Below are 18,715 nucleotides of genomic sequence, written 5' to 3' on the forward strand. Positions count from 1 at the left end.
GCATCGAGGGCCGGCGCAGCGCCCTGGGTACACCCTGCCCAGGGCGCTTCACGTCTCGAGGACCTGATGAACGGCCAGTGACACCAGACGCGACGTCCTGTTGGATGTGGGGGACGGTGCCGCGGAGGGATTCGTCCATGGGTTCTGATGGTCGTCGCTCGGCCGGATGGGTCGTGGCCGGTGTGCCGATGTTGGCTGCGCTGGGAGGTCTTGCCGCTAACGCAGCTTCCGACCAGCAGCGTTGGCCCAGGGTCCTTGAGCTGGTGCGACAGAATCCGTGGTTGACCTTAGGTGTCATAACTCTGATGTGCGTGGGGTCCGAGGTGGTGTTGCTGTGGCCGCGCCGGAGATCCAAGAGCGTTGTCCCCGCCGAGACTGAGCAGCCGGGCCCGCGTCGTATGCCGAATCGGAATCCGCTGTTCACCGGTCGGGAACAGATACTGGACGAACTTCACCTGCGACTCGAATCATCTGTCGTCTGTCTGCACGGCATAGGTGGTTCCGGTAAGACAAGTCTGGCAGTCGAATATTCGCACAGATTCAAAGAGCGTTTTTCCGTGATTTGGTGGATAGCTGCCGAACAGCCTCCGCTCGTAACCGAACAGTTGGCGGCGTTGGCTGTCGAAGTGGGTGAAGCAACCGAAGGAACACCGGTCAAGGATGCTGCCGAGAAGGCTCGGGTCTGGCTGCGCGGCCACCGGGGCTGGTTGGTGGTGTTGGACAACATGCCGGGAACCGAGCTCGTTTCGCCGGTAATTCCCGATGGTGCCGGTCAAGTGCTGATCACCTCGCGAGCCAACTACTGGAATCAGCTAGGAGCGTTGATTCAAGTGGATGTATTTTCCCGGACAGAGTCGGTGTCCTTATTGACAGCGCAGCTGAGCGGGATCAGCCCGTCGGACGCGGACAGGGTCGCGAACGCGGTGGGCGATCTGCCCCTGGCGGTAGCGCAGGCGGCGGGTTTCATGGTGGCAACGGGCATGCGGCCCAGTGAGTACGTCGATGCGATCGAAGCGCATGCGATCGAGATTCTGGACCGCGGCAGGCCGGTCGGATATCAATTGTCGTTGGCCGCGGTGGTCGCGCTCTCCGTCGAACGGCTCAGTGTTGAGGACCCCGTCGGGGTCAGCATCCTGAATCTGTGTTCGTTCCTGGGGCCAGAGCCGATTCCCTTCACCTGGCTCACTCGTATGCCGCAGGAGGGAAGTCGAAGCGCCCTCGCCAAGGCCTCACCCGTCAAACTGAGGTCATCGGTGGGGCGGCTGGTGGAATTCGGCCTTGCGCGGCTCGACTCGGACGGGGGGTCGCTCGTGGTGCACCGCACGACGGCGGCAGTCGTGCGCGATCTGCTCACCGTACGGACGCGAAGCAGGCAGTGGCAGTTGGCCGGTGAATTGCTCGCCGCGAACCGATCCGACGACCCCTCTGAGTTGGCCCTCTGGCCCCTGTGGTCCATCCTGACGGCTCACGTTGGCCCGCATCTACGGCTGGCCCCCGCATCCGCTGACGCGGGCAGCCAGGATTATCGAAGAGTCGTTCTCGATGCCGCCCGGTATCTGGAGCTGTCCGGACAGGCCGCATCAGCGAATGAGCTCGCCCGCGCAGCTCGCGAGAGATGGACCCAATCGCTGGGCAGCGACGATCTGGATGTCCTGCGGGCAGCTCGGCGGCAGTCGGCGACGCTTCCCCCGGCGCATCCCGACGCGTTGGGCATCGAGACGGACACACTTGCCCGTTTGCAGCGCCTGCTCGGTCCGGACGATCCGGAGACCCTGTCTTCGGCTGGCAACTGCGCCAGGGCCATGGCCGACCTCGGGAGATACGAGGACGCACGGCAGTTGAACCGCGACACTCTCACTCGCCTGCGGCGGATCTTCGGTGACGATGATCCCAGGACTCTGCTGTCCGCCAACAATCTGGCTAATCGAATGTCTGAGCTTGGTGAACACGAAGCTGCGAGGGCTCTGCACCGCCATATTCTGGACCGCCGGGAAGTGGTGCTTGGTCACGATCATCCGGACACCCTGATTACCAAGACCCAACTCGCTCTCGACCTCGCGAATCTCGGAGAACTGGACGAGGCGAGGACGTCGTGCCGCCTGTCCCTTGCCGAGCTCAGCCGCAGGCTTGGTCCCGACCACCGCAGCACTCTGCAGGCGGCGGCCATCCTCGCTGAAATTCTGCGCCGGGAGGGGAGTCTCCACGAGGCGCGCGCTCTTGACGAGGAGACTCTCGAACGTCGCAAGCGGGTGTTGGGCACAGACCATCCCGAAACCTTGGCCCTGGCTCAGAGCCTTTTTCCGAACTCGTCCCACCAGGGCTGAGCCGGGAATGCCGGTGTCTAGCTGGTGCTGTCTCGCGCCCCGAGCGCCCTGTCCGGTCGTTGACTGCGGCCACCCGGGGGCCGTTCGTCGGATCAGCGGCCGAGGGCCAGCAGCAGCCCGGTGGCGACCACCCCCGCACCGAGGACCACTGTGATCGGCCGGGGGCCGAGCACCGCGTGCCGGCGGTCGGCCAGCACCCGCGCCGGCACCAGACCGACCAGCGGCCCGAGCAGGGTCACCACCAGCGCCAGCACCGGCAACCCGACCGCCAGGTCTCCGCCGTACCCGATGCCGAGCGCGCGGGCGCCGGCCCCCAGCGCGTACGCCAGCACGGCGCCGGCCACCCCGCAGAGCGCCAGCAGCGGGTTGACCGAGCCCGGCAGCTCGCCCGGCTGACCGGCCCGGTCGAGCAGGTCACGGGCCTTGGCGAGCAGCACCACCGGGTCGGTGGCCCCGACGCCGTTCGCCGGGGCGGGCGGGCCACCGAGACGGCGGGCACCGAGACGCGAACGGACCTGCTGCCACAGGTGGGTCACCTCGGCGTCGACCCGTTCCTGCTGCTCACGGGCAGCGACCAGTTCCTCCTCGGCGTTCTGGAGCTGGTCGGCAGCCTCGGCGACGGCCCGCTCGGCGGCAACGCACTGCCGCTCGTGCCAGGTGTGCGCCTCGGCGCGCTGCTCGCGTACCCGCGCGCTGAGCTCGGCCAGCCGCCGTAGCTGCGCCGCGTACGTCTCGCTGGTCACCGGTTCGTTCATCGCGTCGGTCCATACGGGATGATCACCTGTCCGGTGCGGTGCACCGCCCGGTCGAAGAAGAGCCCCCGCCAGGGGCGGGGATACCAGTCCGGGCCGCCGGTGCCCGGATAGAGCGACGAGCCCAGCTCGCCGCCGTGCGCGTCCAGCGCCACCCAGGCGCCGATCTGGTCGGTACGGGCGGCCGGCCCACCGAGATCGGCGCGCATCCGGGCCACACCCCGCCACCAGGCCAGCACGTGCGTGCGTCGTTCCGGCCCGTCGTGCATGATCCGGCGCAGCTGCTCCAGGCCGGTCCGCCGGCCCGTGCGGGCGGCCAACGCGCCCGCTGCCGCGTCGACGGCGAACAGCAGCAGGTAGTGCGGACTTCCCGGGCCGCCGAGCCCGTCGGCCGTCTCGGCCATCAGCTCCCCGACGGTCTCCTCGTCGTACCAGGCGGCGTCGTCGGCCAGGTCGTCGTAGAGGGCGCGGGCGATCGGGTCGGCGTCCGGGTCGAGGCAGGCGATGGAGAACCGGGCGGTGCCCGGCGGGTGCTGACGGGCCAGCGACCGGGCCGCCGCGTCGAGCACCGCGCACGCCTCGTCGACGCGGGTGCCGAGCACCGCGAGGTTGCGGCCCGGGGCGCGCGGCAGCCGCAGCGACGCCGAGCGGGACTGCACGTCGATGATCTCGCCGAGCAGGGCCACCGGGTTGCGCGGCGCGGTTCCGTCCGGCGGTACGGCGAGCGCCCGGAAGTCCGGGGCGTCCGCCAGCCGGGGGATCGCGTCGCCGTCGAAGAGCCGGGCCGGCGCCGCGTCGGGGGCGCGCATCCGCCACAGCCGGTGCTGCAACCCGCTCCAGGTCTCCCAGTCGCTGGCCGCCGGGATGCGGGCCACCTCGTTGCCCTCCACCATGCCCGACTCGGCGTTGATCACCGCGTGCCAGCGCGGCAGCGACTGCGCCGCGTCGTTGCGCTCGGCGAGGATGCGCAGCGCCTTGGGCAACGCGATGCGCAGGGCGAACTGGGCGACCAGCGCGGGGCGGCCCCACAGCGCCTCGATGCCCCGCACGTCCTGCGAGGCCAGGACGAGGTGGATGCCCTGGGACCGGCCGCGGCGGGCCAGGTCCTCCAACAGGTCGGCCGCCTCCCGGGCGACCACGTCCCGGCCGGCCAGCAACATCTGGAACTCGTCCACCACGGCGACGATGCGGGGCCAGTGTCCGGTCGGGTCGACCGCCCGCAGCTCCGCCAGCTTGGTCACCTCGTGTTTCTTGGCCGCGTCGGCGCGTCGGCGCAACTCCTCGGCGAGGAAGCGCAGCAGCGCCAGTCCGAACTCCCGGTCGGTGTTGACGTTGATGCCGACCAGCCGCATGTGCGGCAGCCAACTCGGGTCGCGCCGGCCCTGCGCGAACCGCGCGAAGGAGACCCCCTCCTTGAAGTCCAGAAGGTAGAACTCCAGCTCGGCGGGGGAGTAGCGGGCGGCGAGGGCGCCGATCCACGCGAAGATCAGGTTGGTCTTGCCGGTGCCGGACGGCCCGCCGATCAGCGCGTGCGGTGGGTAGTCGCCGAGCGTCAACCGTACCGGCCGGCCCTGTGGGCCCTCACCGATCGGCGCGGTCAGCCCGTCGGCGGAGTCCTCCCGCCACATCAGCTCGGTCGGGGGCAGCAGGTCGGTGAAGGGAGTCGGCGGCGGGCCCGCGTTCACCCGGGCGGCGACGTCCCGGCAGGTCTCGGTGACCAGCGCCGCCGGTGGCGGTGGGTCCAGCCGGACCGGCAGCCCGGCCGAGCCGCCGATCCGCGCGCCGGACACGCCGGCCACCACCCGGGTCACCGTCGGATCCTCCGGCAACGGCACACCGTGTACCACCAGGTGTACGCCGCATGCGGCGCCGGCCCGCACCACCCGGTCCAGTTGCCCGCGCTCGTGCCGGTTCAGTTCCTCCCCGCCGAGCAGCACCGCCACCCGCCACGGTTCGGGTCGTCGGCCGGTCGCCGCAGCCAGTTCGCGCAGCGACGCGTACTCGCCGGCGAGGACCGTCTCGTTGATCCGGCGGATCTGCTCCACCAGGTCGTCGAGCAGCGGGCCCAGCCCGCCCGGGCCGACGAAGGTGAGCAGCCCCGCCGTGCCCAGCGGGGCGAACCCGGCCAGGCCGCCGCCGAGCTGGTCCGGGTCGTACCCGACCAGTCGTACCACCCCGGGGTCGGCACGGCCAACGGCCCGCAGCAGCAACGCGGACACCACCGCGTCGCAGCCGGCGCGGTCGTCCCCGGAGAGGTGCACGTGCCCGGCGTCGAGCAACGGCACCAGCGCGGGAACCGGGTCGACGCCGTCGATCCGGACCGTGCCGACCCGAAGCGCGCCGGGCGGCTCGGCCCGGCGGGCGGGCGTCGGCGTCCAACCCGCCCAGTCGGCCCCCGCGCAGCCGGGCGCCTCCTGCCGGGCCGCGTCGGCGGCCCGCCGGGCCAGCTCCGCGATCCGGGTGGAGTAGCGGGCGTCGATCTCGGCGATGCGGCGGTCCCGTTGGGCGCCCACCCGCTCTGGTACGGCAGCCGCGGCCCGCTGGACCCGGGCCAGTCGTTCCCGCCCGGCGGTCAGGTCGGCCTGGGCGGCGGACAGTCGGGTGCGGGTGGCGCCCAACGCCTCGGCGAGGGTGTCCCGGACCCGGCTGGCCAGCTGACCGCGCCGGTCAGCCATCGGAGTCCCGACGCGTCGGCGCGTCCCGCCAGGGGCTGCCCGAGCGTGGGGGCGGCCCAGCGGGGCGTGGCGGCGGCCCGTCCGAGCGCTGCGGCAGACCACCGGAGCGCTGCATCGCACCGCCGGCGCGGGGAACCGCCCCCGCCGACCGCACGGTCCCGCTCGGCTGCTGCGTGCCCGCCGGTTGCCCCGCCCGCGCCGGCTGCCCGACGTCGCCTCGCTGCCCCGAACCCGCCGGTTCTTTCGCGCCGCCGGCCGGCAGGTCCCGGCCCAGGCGGGCGAGCAGCAGCCCGGTCGCCACCCCGGCGGTCACCGCGGAGTCGGCGGCGTGCGGTGGTTCCCCCGAGGCGCGCGGCGGCGGCATCCGGCACACCCGGGTCAGCAACGTCTCCAGCACCGGCGGCGGCAACCCGGGCAGCAGGTCGCGCACGCGTCCGTCCAACTCGCCGCGCAGCCGCCCGAGATCGGTGGCGCGAGGCGGGTGCCCGAGCAACTCGCCGGCCAGCTCACGCAGCAGCGGCGGCGCCAGCGCCGCCATGCCCAGCCCCACGTCGGCCGGGGCTCGGCGCAGCTCCTTGCGGAGCCGGTCCCGGTCGCCGGAGCGGACACCACCCACCACTCGGCGCAGCAACTCCTGGGAGTCGTCCACCTGCTCGTCGGGCTCGTCGTCGGTGCCCTCGCGCCCGCCGGTCAGCTCGGCCACCCGCACCGACCACCAGCGGCGCATTCGCACCTGCTCGGCCGGCTCAGGCGCGACCACGGCGGGCCCGGACACCGGTGGCGTGTCGTGTCGGGGAGCGCGTTGCTGCTCAGGGCGGGGCGCTGGGGCGCCGTCCGCGCCGAGCCCGATCGCCGTCAGGTACGCCGACAGCTGTTCCTGGGCCACCCGCAGCGCGTAGCCGGCACTCTCGGCGTGCTCGGTGGCGGCGGAGAGCTCGGGCACCCCCATCGGGTTGGCCGACTCCTGTCGTACCCAGCGCAGCCGCTCCGCGGCCAGGCCGAACTTCTCCAGCGCCTGCCCGAGCAGCGCGACCGGGAACTCCTCGGTGGCGGCACGGACCTGCCCGCCGACATCCTCGATGATGGACATGACGGCCTACAGAGTGGAGACGTAGAGCTGCGCCTGCTCCACCGCGACAAGTGTCGCGGCGAGACACTCCTCCAGCTCCTGGCTGGCCTGGGTCAGTGACGCCTGGGCCGCCTCCACAGTCTCGTGCCCGCTGCCCTCCAGCGCCCCGGCAAGGGTCTGCTGTGCCTCGGAGAGTTTCTCGCCGGCTGCCTGCACGGCTGTCTGCCCGTCTCCGATCTGTTGGAGGGCGACATCGATGGCAGCCTTCAGCTCGGCGACGCTCGCCACGGCGGAACCTCCTGGGGGCGGGGAGATCTCCATTAGAGCCTATCGCCGGTTCCGAAAGAACATCCGCCCTGTCGGTGTTCCTGCCCGCCTGTCCGGAAGGCCCTCGGAAGTGCCGGGAGTCCGATCTGTGGGAGTCCCAGTGCGAGAATTTCTCAGTTGCTGGTCGGGTTCTCGCGGAGCCAGCGCGGGCCGTACACCTCGGCGCCCAGCGCCGTCACCCGGCCGCGCAACTCCCGGTCGGCGGTGACCACCAGCCGCCGACGCCGCGGCGCGCCCTCCACCAGCTCGACCACCGTGTCGTCGCCGGAGCCGGCGGCGGAGACCACCCGCACACCCTCGGTGCCCGGTACGCCCCGCGCGGCCCCCTCGACCACCAGGACCACCTCCACCGGGGCGGTCAGCCGGGCCGGCAACCCGATGGTCGCCACCGGGGCGAGCGAGTCGCGCAACCGGGCAGCGGCCCCGGCGCGGTCACGCCACCACCCGTTCGGGCGCGAGCCCACCACGTTGGCGCCATCCACGATCAGCAGCGGGGTCTCATCCATCCGGTCAGCCTGCCACCACCGCCCGTCCCTGGCCCGACGCCACTCCCGGAATGCCGGTCCTTCGCCACCTGCGGCGTTTGTCGGGCCGCGCGCCGGGTAGCCCCTGCCGACCGTGCCGAGCCCTACTGCGGAGGACAGACATGATGGGACCCGGTGACATCGGCTCCGACCCGTGGGACGAATTCCTGGCCAGGTACTTCGGCCGGGGCGAGGGAGGGCGCCGACCGCCGCACCGGGTCGACATCACCCGACTGATGACGGCGGACGCCCGGGAGATGCTGGCCGACGCGGCCCGACGGGCCGCGCAACGGCAGAGCAGCGACCTGGACACCGACCACCTGCTCTGGGCGGCGCTGCAACGCGAACCGCTGCGTGACCTGGTACGCCGGGCCGGGGCCGACCCGGACACCCTGCTCAACGCCCTCGGCGGAAAGGGCGACGGCGCGCCACGCGGGGAGGTGCCGCCCAACCTCTCGTTGACCCCCGCCGCCAAGCGGGCGCTGCTCGACGCCCATCAGCTGTCCCGCGCGATGGGTGCCAACTACATCGGCCCCGAGCACATCCTGATGGCGCTGCCGCTCAACCCGGAGTCGCCGGCCGGGCGGATGCTGGCCGCCGGCCGGATCCAACCCGAGTCGTTGCAGGCCGCCAACGCCGAGCGCGGGCCGATGACCGGGCCGAAGCCGGACCGTGGCACCCCCACCCTGGACCAGTACGGGCAGGACCTCACCGACCTGGCCCGCAACGACCAGATCGACCCGGTGATCGGGCGGGCCGACGAGATCGAGCAGGCCGTGGAGATCCTGTCCCGGCGGACCAAGAACAACCCGGTGCTGATCGGCGAGGCGGGCGTCGGCAAGACCGCCATCGTCGAAGGGCTGGCCGAACGGATCTGCGACGGCGACGTACCGCAGACCCTGCTCGGCAAGCGGGTCGTCCAGCTCGACCTGGCCGGTCTGGTCGCCGGCACCCGTTACCGGGGCGACTTCGAGGAACGGCTGAAGAAGGTGATCGACGAGATCCGTGCGCACCGGGACGAGCTGATCATCTTCATGGACGAGATCCACACCCTGGTCGGGGCCGGTGGCGCCGGCAGCGAGGGCGGAATGGACGCGTCGAACATGCTCAAACCCGCCCTCGCCCGCGGCGAGCTGCGGGTGATCGGCGCGACGACGCTGGACGAGTACCGCAAGAGCATCGAGAAGGACGCCGCCCTGGCCCGGCGCTTCCAGCCGGTGCTGGTGCCCGAGCCCAGCGTCGACGACACCATCGCCATCCTGCGCGGGCTGCGCGACCGGTACGAGGCCCACCACCAGGTGCGCTTCACCGACGAGGCGCTGGTCTCGGCCGCCGAGCTGTCCGACCGGTACGTCACCGACCGGTTCCTGCCGGACAAGGCGATCGACCTCATCGACCAGGCCGGCGCCCGGGTGCGGCTGCGGACCCGCACCCCCGCGTCCGACGTGCGCGAGCTGGAGCAGGAACTCGACGAGGTACGCCGGGACAAGGAACAGGCCGTCACCGACGAGCAGTACGAGCGGGCCTCCGCGCTGCGCGACCGGATCTCCGAGCTGGAGGAGGACATCCGACGCGCCAACGGCGAGGACGGTTCGTCCGGATCCCAGGTGCCCGAGGTGGGCCCCAAGGAGATCGCCGAGGTGGTCTCCCGGGCCACCGGCATCCCGGTCAGCCAGCTCACCGAGGAGGAACGCGACCGGCTGCTGCGCCTGGAGGGTCACCTGCACCAGAAGGTGGTCGGTCAGGACGACGCGGTCACCGCGGTCGCCGAGGCGGTGCGCCGCTCCCGGGCCGGGCTGGCCGACCCGGAGCGACCGATGGGCAGCTTCCTGTTCCTCGGCCCGACCGGTGTCGGCAAGACCGAGTTGGCGCGGGCCCTGGCCGAGGCGTTGTTCGGCGAGGCGGACCGGATGGTCCGGGTGGACATGAGTGAGTTCCAGGAGCGGCACACGGTCAGTCGGCTGGTCGGCGCGCCGCCCGGATACGTCGGGTACGAGGAGGCCGGTCAGCTCACCGAGGCGGTGCGTCGCCGCCCGTACGCGGTGGTGCTGCTCGACGAGATCGAGAAGGCCCACCCGGACGTCTTCAACATCCTGCTCCAGGTGCTCGACGACGGGCGGCTCACCGACAGTCAGGGTCGCACTGTGAACTTCAAGAACACCGTCCTGATCATGACGAGCAACCTCGGCTCCGAACTGATCACCGGCGCCCAGCGCTCGGTCGGCTTCGGCACCGGGGACGTGGGCAGCGAGCAGGAGAGCAACGAGCTGCGCGAGCGCCTCATGCGCCGCCTTCAGGAGAACTTCCGCCCGGAGTTCCTCAACCGCATCGACGAGGTCATCATCTTCCGCCGGCTCGAGGCCGAGCAGCTGCGCGACATCACCGCGCTGCTGTTGGAGGAGACCCGCCGCCGGATGCACGCCCAGGACCTCCAGGTGGAGTTCACCACCGCCGGCATCGACTGGCTCGCCGAGCACGGCTACCAGCCGGAGTTCGGCGCCCGCCCGCTGCGCCGGGTGATCCAGCGGGAGGTGGACAACCACCTGTCCCGGATGCTGCTGGAGTCGGCGATCTCGCCGGGGCAGAAGGTCACTGTGGACGTCCGCGACGGGGCGCTCACCTTCGACGTAACAGCGGGCGAGCGGGGGTACACCGCCGCCACGACCACACACCCGCGATGAGCGGGCCGGCGCGAAGGGACGAACAGGAGGACCCGCACCAGCCCGCGGAGTCCGCGAAACCCCGGGACGAGGACGACCATCCCGACCCGATCCTGGCGTCGCCCACCGCGAACCCCCGCCGGACGCGGGTGCCCGCGGAGGGCCTGCACCCGAAGACCGACCAGGACGACCCGGAGACGTCCGGGCCGCCGCCCGGAGAGGAGACCTGATGGTACGCGAAGCGCGGCTCGACCCCGAGGTGGAAGTGCTCTGGGAGGACTTCCACGCCGAGGTCAACGTCCCGTCGGAGCAGCTGCGGACCTGGCTGCTGACCCGGGGTTCGGGGGAGGAGTCGTTCAGCCCGAACCCGAACCTCGACCTGCCCCAGCCCGGCCGGGAGATCCTCAAGGTGCTCAACAAGCGCAAGGTGGACCTCACCCCGGAGGACATCGAGGTGATGCGGGAGGCGGTCGAGCGGATCCGCGAGCTGATGGACGCCAAACCGTCGCGCGGCAACGCCGACGACAACTGGCGGCACTCCCTGCTGGACCTGGGTCACGACCCGCTCGTCGAACGCTGAGCGAGGTTCACCCGCGACGGTGCCGTCCCGAACCCGGGACGGCACCGTCGCGGCGCGCTACTGGCCCTGGTCGGGCTCCAGACTGGCGATGGTCAGACCCGCCGCGTCGGCGGCGGCGTCCCGGTCGCCCCGGGTCTGGTCCTCCCGGGTGAGCAGATTCGCGTACTCGGTCACGTCGGCCGGGTCGGGCACCGTCGGCAGGCGGCGCAGGAACGCCTCCACCGCACGGGTGGCGGCGGTGTGCGCGGCAGCCGCCTGGCGCAGCAGTTCGCGGTCGTCGGCGGGCGGGTAGAGGTCGGTCATGTCCGCCAGATACCCGGCCCACGGCGGTTCGCACCGCCAGCGGCCCGGAATACCGGCAGCTCAGCCCGGCCGTACCCCGGTCGGGTGCCGGACGCCGAACCCCGGGTTGCGGGGCAGCCAGGCCAGGTACGCCGGGTGCGGCGCCAACGAGTCGACGTACGCCGCCTTCGCCGTTTCCAGCACGAGCTCCGCGCCCTGGGCGGCGGGGGAGTCCGGATGCCAGCCGAGCAGCAGCCGCCAGCGCAGCGGCGTCCCGGCGAGTTGACGGGTGACCAGACCACTCACCGGACGGAACGTCGCCTGGCACAGGGCCACCGCCACGCCGGCTTCCACCAGGTCGACGCAGCCGCGGATGTCGGTCTCGTACACCTTGCGGGGGGTGAAGCCGGCGCGGGCGCAGGCGGCGGCGAAGCAGTCGGCGAAGCAGCCGTCACCCGGCGCGGCGACCCACTGTTCGTGGCGCAGGTCGGCCAGGCGGACCTCCTCCTGCGCCGCGAGGGGATGGGTCTCCGGCAGCAGCACCAGCACCGGGTCGACGGCCACCTCCTGCCAGCTCAACCCGAACCCGGCCGACGGACTGGCGTCGCCGCACACGCCGGCCAGTGCGAAGTCCAGCCGACCGCCGGCCACCAACTGCGCCAACTCGTCCACCGACCAGGACGCGTACGTGGTGATCTGGGCGGGCGGCTGCTCGGCCGCCAAGCGGTGCACCAGCCGACCCAGGATCGGGCTGTTGACCCCGCCGAACCGGTAGCACGGCGGCGTGTCGCCTGCCCCGGCCAGCCGAGCGGCCTCGTCCTGCAACCCCTTCATCGCCGGCAGCAGCACCCGGGCGCGGGCCAGCACCAGCTCACCGAGCGCGGTGGGTCGAGCCCCGCGCCGATCCCGGTCGAACAGCGGGCCGCCCAGCGTCCGTTCGATGCGTTGAAGCTGGGCGGTGAGCGCCGGCTGGGCCAGGCCGAGCGCCGAGGCCGCCTTCGTCACACTTCCCGTCTCCGCGATCGCGCAGACCACCCGCAGGTGACGCAGCTCCAGGTTCATAGGGTGACGGTAGGACCAGGCGTCTGCTGGCGGAATAGCCTGAGCGGATCGGTGATAATGAATGCACTGCCGGTGGTCGTCGGTCAGCGGTCGCGCGGCGGCTCCGGCAGGTCCGCCAGGTCCGCCAGGTACGTCGGTCGCCGGGTCACCGCGTCGAGGACCTTGTCCACGACCCCGACCGCCGGCTCCACGATCCGGTTCCACGGAGGGGTGGCCGGCGTGCCCGGGTGCGGTCGGGTCGGCGCGGCCTCCTCGGCGATCTCCAACCGGTTGCCCAGCCGGATCAGCTCCTCCTCGGTCGCGACGGCGCGCAGCTCGGTGACCAGCGCGCCCACGCCCTCCACGTGCCGGCGGACCCGCTCGGCGACCTCGGTCAGCGCCTCCTCCGTCAGCCCCTTCAGGGCGCTCAGCAGGGCCGCGTCGGCGCTGATCTCCGCATCGACCCGCTCGGTGGCCGCCGGCAGCGCCGCGCGGACCGCCGGCAGCAGGTACTGCTCCTCGGCGGACAGGTGCCGCGACAGCGCGGCGGTGAGCACCGCCAACCCCTCCTGCGGTGTGGTGTCCGGGCCGGAGAGCTGGTCCAGCAGCGCCAGCAGTTGCCGGTGCTCCCCGTCGACGATGTCGGCGATGCTACGACCGGCGGGTCGGTAGCCCTCCTCGGGTGCGGGCGCGGGCGGCAGCGGCGGCAGGGGAACAGCGGACATGGTGCCCTCCTCGACTGGCGGGCGGAAGCTCCGGCAGGACGTTCGGTCGTGGGCGGCGGTACCCGAACGCGGCCGACGCGAAACCGACCCGTCGATGCGTCCACCCGCGCCGGCCTGTCGAGCGGCCCGGGCTGGTATGAAGAGGCGATGACGAGCGACGCCGCCTCCGCCCTGCCCGACCCCACCGCAGAGGTCGTGGACCTCTGCCGCGACCTGCTGCGCATCGACACCACGAACACCGGTGACAACGACACCAGCGCCGGCGAGCGCCGCGCGGCCGAGTACGTGGCGGAGAAGCTCGCCGAGGTGGGCGTGGAGTCCGTCCTGCACGAGTCCATGCCGGGCCGGGCGAACGTGGTGGCCCGCATCCCGGGCACCGACCCGAGCCGGGGCGCGCTGCTGGTGCACGGCCACCTGGACGTGGTGCCCGCCGACGCCGACGAGTGGTCGGTGGGCCCGTTCTCCGGCGAGCTGCGCGACGGCTACCTCTGGGGCCGGGGCGCCATCGACATGAAGGACTTCGACGCGATGGTGCTCGCCGTGGTGCGCCACTGGCAGCGCACCGGCGTACGCCCGCCGCGCGACATCGTGCTGGCCTACACCGCCGACGAGGAGGCCGGCGGCGAGTACGGCGCGCACTTCCTGGTGGACAACCACCGGGGCCTCTTCGACGGCTGCACCGAGGCGATCGGCGAGGTCGGCGGCTTCTCCTACTCGGTCAACGACAGCCAGCGGCTCTACCTCATCGAGACCGCCGAGAAGGGCATCGACTGGCTGCGGCTGCACGCCAAGGGCCGCCCCGGGCACGGCTCGATGATGCACGACGACAACGCGGTCACCGCGCTCGCCGAGGCGGTCGCCCGGATCGGCCGGCACCGCTTCCCGGTGGTCGTCACCGACACCGTGCGAGCCTTCCTCACCGAGGTCTCCGACCTGCTCGGCATCGAGCTGGACCCGGACGACCCGGAGACGGCCATCGCCAAGCTCGGCCCCATCGCCAACATCATCGGTGCGACCATCCGCAACACCGCCAACCCGACCCGGTTGAGCGCCGGATACAAGGACAACGTCATCCCCGGCCGGGCCACCGCCACCATCGACTGCCGCAGCCTCCCCGGCCAGTCCGAGCTGCTGGAGCGGCAACTGCGCGAGCTGGTCGGCCCGGACATCGCGATCGAGTACATCCAGCGGCAGCCGGCGCTGGAGACCACCTTCGACGGTGACCTGGTCGAGGCCATGTCGGCGGCCCTGCGCGCGGAGGACCCGGGGGCGCGGCCCGTCCCGTACATGCTCTCCGGGGGCACCGACGCCAAGGCGTTCTCGCAGCTCGGCATCCGCTGCTTCGGGTTCGCGCCGCTCCAACTGCCCGCCGACCTGAACTTCTCCGCGTTGTTCCACGGCATCGACGAGCGCGTTCCGGTCGACGGACTACAGTTCGGCGTGCGGGTTCTCGACCGGTTCCTCCGCACCTGCTAGTCGTGTCCGGCGGTGTCCGCCGGCGCGCAACCTCCCCATCGTGAAGGGACTGCCCCACATGACCGACCAGCATGGTGAGCTGGACGCCGCTCTCGAGCGGGTGATCGAAGCGGCCCGCCACCACCTGGCCGCCGTACGCGCCGCGCAGGGCCGCGTCGACGACGACGACGTCTGGCAGGCGTACGTGGCGTTGAACAACGCCTCCTTCGCGTACGACGAGCGGCTGCTCGACGCCTTCGGCGAGGTGACGCCGTGGGATGTCGACTCGATCGACCCGGACGAGGCGGACGAGCGTTTCGGCGGCGGCGAGGGTGCCGAGGCCAGCGACCCGCACCCTCGGGTGATCTCGGTGCGTCAGCGTCGCGACTACCGGGTGCCGAGCGTCGCCGCGCTGCTGCGGGTGGCCGAGGCGGCCCGCCGCGAGGGCACCCCGGAGGACGACGAGCCGGCGCCGGTGGAGGGCGTCGGCGAGGCCGTGCTGGAGCTGCTGCAGAGTGGTGACGGCTCGCTCGGCGCGTTGGACGTCCCCGAGTTGGAGCCACTCGACGGGGTGGTCATGGTCAGCGAGGTGGGCACCCCGGTCGACCTGGAGTCGTTTGACGACGACGACGCGGTCGGCCCGTTCCAGCCGGCTGCCGACGACCGGCTGGTCGGTCGGCTCGACGAGCACCCGTTCCTGGAGCTCGACGACGACCACGACCACGCCGGGCACCAGCACTAGGCCGGGTGCCGCCCGGGGCCGGACTCCGGCCTCGGGCGGCACCGCCCGGTCGTCAGTACGACAGACCCGGCTGCGGCTGGTTGACCCGCCGCCGACGTAGCACCACCTGCCGCGTGCCGTCCCGGTACAGCCGCACCCGGGCCAACTCCCATCCGGAGAACTCCGCCTGGATCGCCAACTGCGCCGCTGCGGTCAACCGGTCGACGTTCGGCGGCAGCCGCAGTGGCGCGTATTCGTAGTCCATGCCCTCCATGCTGCCCAGCCCAGCGACCGTTTGCCACCCCCTCCAGGGTGACCAACAACGCCGCCCCCACCGGTTCGCCCCGCCTCCACGCCACCCCGCGCCCGCCCAACCCCCTCGCCGCGCCGATCTTGCACTTCCTGTCGCGACAAAACAGTCACGTCGCACCATAACGGCAACAGGAACTGCAAGATCGACGCGCTGGACCGGTTTCGCCCGGGGACGGTCGCGGCCGCCCGGTCAGCCGTCGCGTTCGGGGTAGCCGACCGGCACCGCGGAGACGTCGTCCAGCGCGGTGGTGATCTCCTCTGGGAGGGTGATCCGCTCCACCGCGAGCGCGCCGAGCAACTGCCCGACCGTGCGCGCGCCGAGGATCGGCGCGGTCACGCCCGGCCGGTCCCGGATCCAGGCCAACGCCACCTCCAGCGGCGACACCCCCAGCCCACCGGCCGCCGTCGCCACCGCCTCCACGATGCTGGAGCAGCGCGGCTCCAGGTAGGTCGAGACGAACCGCTCGAAGTGCGGCGACGCGGCCCGGGAGTCGGCCGGACGGCCGTGCCGGTACTTGCCGGTGAGCACGCCCCGGCCCAGCGGCGACCAGGGCAGCACGCCGAGGCCGAGCGCGTCGCACGCGGGCAGCACCTCCCGCTCCACGCCCCGTTCCAGCAGCGAATACTCCACCTGGGACGCGACCACCGGCGCCCGCCCCGGCCAGGCGGTCTGCCAGGCGGCGGCCCGCGCGGTCTGCCAGCCGGAGAAGTTCGACACCCCGACGTAGCGGACCTTGCCGCTGGCCACCGCGTGATCCAGGGCGGCCAGGGTCTCTTCGAGGGGGGTGTCCGGGTCGTAGCCGTGCACTTGGAACAGGTCGACGTGGTCGGTGCCGAGGCGGCGCAGCGACGCGTCCAAGGTACGCAGCAGGTGCCCCCGGGAGCCGTCCCGGCGTCGGCCACTGCCGGGGCGCAACCCCGCCTTGGTGGCGATCAGCAGCTCCTCGCGGGGGACGAGGGAGCCCAGCAGCGAGCCGATCACCGACTCGGCGTCGCCGTCGCCGTACACGTCGGCGGTGTCGATCAGGTTGCCGCCCGCGTCGAGGTAACTCTTCAGCTGAGCGGCCGCATCGTCGGCGTCGGTGTCCCGGCCCCAGGTCATGGTGCCGAGCGCGAGCCGCGAAACCGCCAGCCCGCTTCGGCCGAGCGGTCGCTGTTGCATGGGTGAACCTTATTTCGAACCTGCCGCCACCGATATCCTCGCTCCCGTATCTCTGCCGGTTCTGCCGGTTCCGCCGCCCCGGGCTGCCCCGATGGAGGGGGGATCATAAGGTGTCGAGCCGGTGATCGAGTCCGTTATCGGCATTGCGTAACCTGGGGCGACCTGTGCCACGGATGGGGGAGGACCAGTGCGACTCGGGCTCAGTCTCGGATACCAGACGGCGTGGAGCACACCGGCCGACCACCTGGCGCTGGCCCAGGAGGCGGACCGGCTGGGCTATTCGGTGGTGTGGGCGGCGGAGGCGTACGGCTCCGACTCACCCAGCATGCTCGCCTGGATGGCCGGCCAGACCGAACGGATCGACGTCGGCGCAGCGGTGATGCAGATCCCCGCCCGTACGCCGGCGGCCACCGCCATGACCGCCGCCACTATCGACGCGCTCTCCGGCGGCCGGTTCCGCCTCGGCCTGGGCGTCTCCGGCCCGCAGGTCTCCGAGGGGTGGCACGGTGTGCGCTTCGCCAAGCCGCTTGCCCGGACCCGCGAGTTCGTCGACATCGTCAAGCTGGCCATCGCCCGCAAGGAGGTGGCGTACGACGGCGAGCACTACACGCTGCCGCTGCCGGACGGCCCGGGCAAGGCCCTGCGACTGGGCTTCCACCCACCGCGCGAGCACATACCGATCTACCTGGCTGCGGTCGGCCCGAAGAACCTGGAGCTGGCCGGCGAGATCGCCGACGGCTGGCTGGCGGTGTTCTACGCTCCGGAGTTCGCCGAGGAGCAGCTCGCCTCGGTGCGCGCCGGGCGGGCCAAGGTCGGCAAGGAGCTGGCCGGGTTCGACGTGGTGCCGTCGGTGCCCGTGGTGATCGGCGACGACGTGGCCTCCTGCGCCGAACTCGTCCGCTGGTACGCCGCGCTCTACGTGGGCGGTATGGGCAGCCGCCAGCAGAACTTCTACAACCAGCTCGCCACCCGGATGGGCTACGGCGACGCCGCCCGCGAGGTGCAGGACCTGTACCTGGCCAAGCGGCAGCGTGACGCTGCCGCCGCCGTGCCCATGGAGTTCATCGACCGCACCTCGCTGCTCGGTCCGAAGGAGCGCGTCGCCGAACGGATGCGGGAGTACGCGGCAGCCGGGGTCACCACGCTGTCGGTGACCCTTTTCGTGGCCGACCGGGACAGCGGTGTGCAGACTCTGCGTACCGTCGCCGAGGCTCTCGACCTCTCGGGAGTCGGCGAGTGACCTGGGTCGAGGCCATCGTCCTGGGCATCGTCCAGGGACTGACCGAGTTCCTTCCGGTCAGCTCGTCGGGGCATCTGCGGATCACCTCGGCGATCTTCTTCGACCGTGACGCCGGCGCGTCGTTCACCGCGGTCACCCAGCTCGGCACCGAAGCGGCAGTGCTGATCTACTTCGCCAAGGACATCTGGCGGATCACCCGGACCTGGCTGGTGGGCATCCGGGACAAGTCGGTCCGCTCCAGCCTCGACTACCGGATGGGCTGGTACGTCATCGTCGGCTCGATCCCGATCGGGCTGTTCGGTTTCCTGTTCAAGGACCAGATCAAGACCGCCGGGCGCAACCTGTGGGTGGTGGCGACCACGCTGATCGTGTTCGCGTTCGTGCTGGCGTTCGCCGAGTACTGGGGGCGGCAGACCCGCACCCTGGAGAACTTCCGGATGAAGGACGGCATCGTGATGGGCTTCGCCCAGGCGATGGCGTTGGTCCCCGGTGTGTCCCGCTCCGGCGGCACGCTGACCGCCGGCCTGCTGCTCAACCTGACCCGGGAGGCGGCGGCACGGTACTCGTTCCTGCTGGCCATCCCGGCGGTGGTGATGTCCGGGGTGTTCAGCCTCGGGGACGTCTTCGAACCGTCCGCCCCGGGCACGTCAGTGCCGACCGTGGCCCAGACGATCGTGGCCACCCTGATCGCGTTCGGCATCGGCTATGCGGCCATCGCCTGGCTGCTGCGCTACGTCGCCCACCACACCCTGTACGTCTTCGTGCTGTACCGGGTCGCGCTGGGCACCCTGGTCCTGGCCCTGCTGCTGACCGGCACGATCAGCGCCACCTGACCGGTCTGCCGACGGCCCTCGTCTCCGCTCGGG

18 protein-coding genes are annotated in these 18,715 nt (G+C 71.9%); 8 read left to right on the top strand and 10 right to left on the bottom strand.

What is annotated here, in order from left to right; genetic code table 11:
* Positions 1-137 precede the first annotated feature (137 nt).
* Positions 138-2,324, top strand: a complete 2,187-nt coding sequence (gene fxsT, locus AB0B68_RS06285) for an FxSxx-COOH system tetratricopeptide repeat protein (protein WP_357205304.1) — start codon at positions 138-140, stop codon at positions 2,322-2,324.
* A gap of 92 nt (positions 2,325-2,416) precedes the next feature.
* Here the strand turns inward: fxsT and AB0B68_RS06290 are convergent, their stop codons facing one another.
* From AB0B68_RS06290 to AB0B68_RS06310, 5 genes are all read right to left on the bottom strand, one after another.
* Complete coding sequence (locus tag AB0B68_RS06290) at positions 2,417-3,079, bottom strand: hypothetical protein (RefSeq protein WP_357205301.1); 663 nt, start codon at positions 3,077-3,079, stop codon at positions 2,417-2,419.
* A complete protein-coding gene (locus AB0B68_RS06295; protein ID WP_357258149.1) occupies positions 3,076-5,751 on the bottom strand; it encodes an FtsK/SpoIIIE domain-containing protein in 2,676 nt (891 codons plus the stop codon). Before AB0B68_RS06295 ends, AB0B68_RS06290 begins: the two co-directional genes overlap by 4 nt.
* The gene (locus AB0B68_RS06300; protein WP_357258151.1) at positions 5,744-6,841 is read right to left on the bottom strand and encodes a hypothetical protein; all 1,098 of its coding nucleotides are present in this window, start codon (positions 6,839-6,841) and stop codon (positions 5,744-5,746) included. Before AB0B68_RS06300 ends, AB0B68_RS06295 begins: the two co-directional genes overlap by 8 nt.
* A gap of 6 nt (positions 6,842-6,847) precedes the next feature.
* Positions 6,848-7,108 carry a hypothetical protein gene (locus tag AB0B68_RS06305; protein WP_030332749.1) on the bottom strand — a complete coding sequence of 87 codons (261 nt, stop codon included), beginning with the start codon at positions 7,106-7,108 and terminating at the stop codon, positions 6,848-6,850.
* Between the two features lie 152 nt (positions 7,109-7,260).
* Positions 7,261-7,653, bottom strand: a complete 393-nt coding sequence (locus AB0B68_RS06310; RefSeq protein WP_355007896.1) for a hypothetical protein — start codon at positions 7,651-7,653, stop codon at positions 7,261-7,263.
* Positions 7,654-7,793: 140 nt separating this feature from the next.
* Between AB0B68_RS06310 and AB0B68_RS06315 the strand changes: the two genes are divergently transcribed.
* Genes AB0B68_RS06315 through AB0B68_RS06325 form a run of 3 tightly spaced genes read left to right on the top strand, consistent with a single transcriptional unit; the run spans position 7,794 to position 10,911 of the window.
* A complete protein-coding gene (locus tag AB0B68_RS06315; RefSeq protein ID WP_355007897.1) occupies positions 7,794-10,352 on the top strand; it encodes an ATP-dependent Clp protease ATP-binding subunit in 2,559 nt (852 codons plus the stop codon).
* Complete coding sequence (locus tag AB0B68_RS06320) at positions 10,349-10,561, top strand: hypothetical protein (protein ID WP_357208051.1); 213 nt, start codon at positions 10,349-10,351, stop codon at positions 10,559-10,561. Before AB0B68_RS06315 ends, AB0B68_RS06320 begins: the two co-directional genes overlap by 4 nt.
* Entirely contained in the window at positions 10,561-10,911 is a 351-nt protein-coding gene (locus tag AB0B68_RS06325) for a DUF3140 domain-containing protein (RefSeq protein ID WP_141909299.1), read from the top strand. The genes AB0B68_RS06320 and AB0B68_RS06325 overlap by 1 nt, the downstream gene beginning before the upstream one ends.
* A 57-nt stretch (positions 10,912-10,968) precedes the next feature.
* Here the strand turns inward: AB0B68_RS06325 and AB0B68_RS06330 are convergent, their stop codons facing one another.
* The 3 genes from AB0B68_RS06330 to AB0B68_RS06340 form a co-directional block, all read right to left on the bottom strand.
* Positions 10,969-11,214: a hypothetical protein gene (locus tag AB0B68_RS06330; protein ID WP_210818733.1), complete on the bottom strand. Its 246-nt coding sequence runs from the start codon at positions 11,212-11,214 to the stop codon at positions 10,969-10,971.
* Positions 11,215-11,274: 60 nt separating this feature from the next.
* A complete protein-coding gene (locus tag AB0B68_RS06335) occupies positions 11,275-12,255 on the bottom strand; it encodes a LysR family transcriptional regulator (RefSeq protein WP_357208156.1) in 981 nt (326 codons plus the stop codon).
* Between the two features lie 83 nt (positions 12,256-12,338).
* On the bottom strand, positions 12,339-12,959 hold the full coding sequence (locus tag AB0B68_RS06340) for a hemerythrin domain-containing protein (protein WP_357208158.1): 621 nt from the start codon (positions 12,957-12,959) through the stop codon (positions 12,339-12,341).
* Between the two features lie 147 nt (positions 12,960-13,106).
* Between AB0B68_RS06340 and AB0B68_RS06345 the strand changes: the two genes are divergently transcribed.
* Both AB0B68_RS06345 and AB0B68_RS06350 read left to right on the top strand, forming a co-directional pair.
* Positions 13,107-14,435, top strand: coding sequence for a M20/M25/M40 family metallo-hydrolase (locus AB0B68_RS06345; RefSeq protein WP_357208160.1), 1,329 nt, complete (start codon positions 13,107-13,109; stop codon positions 14,433-14,435).
* A 58-nt stretch (positions 14,436-14,493) separates the two neighbouring features.
* A complete protein-coding gene (locus tag AB0B68_RS06350) occupies positions 14,494-15,156 on the top strand; it encodes a hypothetical protein (protein WP_091408864.1) in 663 nt (220 codons plus the stop codon).
* A gap of 52 nt (positions 15,157-15,208) precedes the next feature.
* Here AB0B68_RS06350 and AB0B68_RS06355 read toward each other — a convergent pair whose 3' ends face one another.
* Positions 15,209-15,400 (bottom strand): DUF5703 family protein, encoded by a 192-nt coding sequence (locus AB0B68_RS06355; RefSeq protein WP_013734349.1) that lies wholly within the window; start codon positions 15,398-15,400, stop codon positions 15,209-15,211.
* Between the two features lie 237 nt (positions 15,401-15,637).
* Positions 15,638-16,609, bottom strand: a complete 972-nt coding sequence (locus AB0B68_RS06360; RefSeq protein ID WP_112587412.1) for an aldo/keto reductase — start codon at positions 16,607-16,609, stop codon at positions 15,638-15,640.
* Positions 16,610-16,796: 187 nt separating this feature from the next.
* Between AB0B68_RS06360 and AB0B68_RS06365 the strand changes: the two genes are divergently transcribed.
* Both AB0B68_RS06365 and AB0B68_RS06370 read left to right on the top strand, forming a co-directional pair.
* Positions 16,797-17,849 carry an LLM class F420-dependent oxidoreductase gene (locus tag AB0B68_RS06365; protein WP_210865913.1) on the top strand — a complete coding sequence of 351 codons (1,053 nt, stop codon included), beginning with the start codon at positions 16,797-16,799 and terminating at the stop codon, positions 17,847-17,849.
* Positions 17,846-18,682, top strand: coding sequence for an undecaprenyl-diphosphate phosphatase (locus AB0B68_RS06370; protein ID WP_030490918.1), 837 nt, complete (start codon positions 17,846-17,848; stop codon positions 18,680-18,682). The genes AB0B68_RS06365 and AB0B68_RS06370 overlap by 4 nt, the downstream gene beginning before the upstream one ends.
* Positions 18,683-18,715 lie beyond the last annotated feature (33 nt).

It is taken from the genome of Micromonospora sp. NPDC049049 (assembly GCF_040649115.1).
GTDB lineage: Bacteria > Actinomycetota > Actinomycetes > Mycobacteriales > Micromonosporaceae > Micromonospora.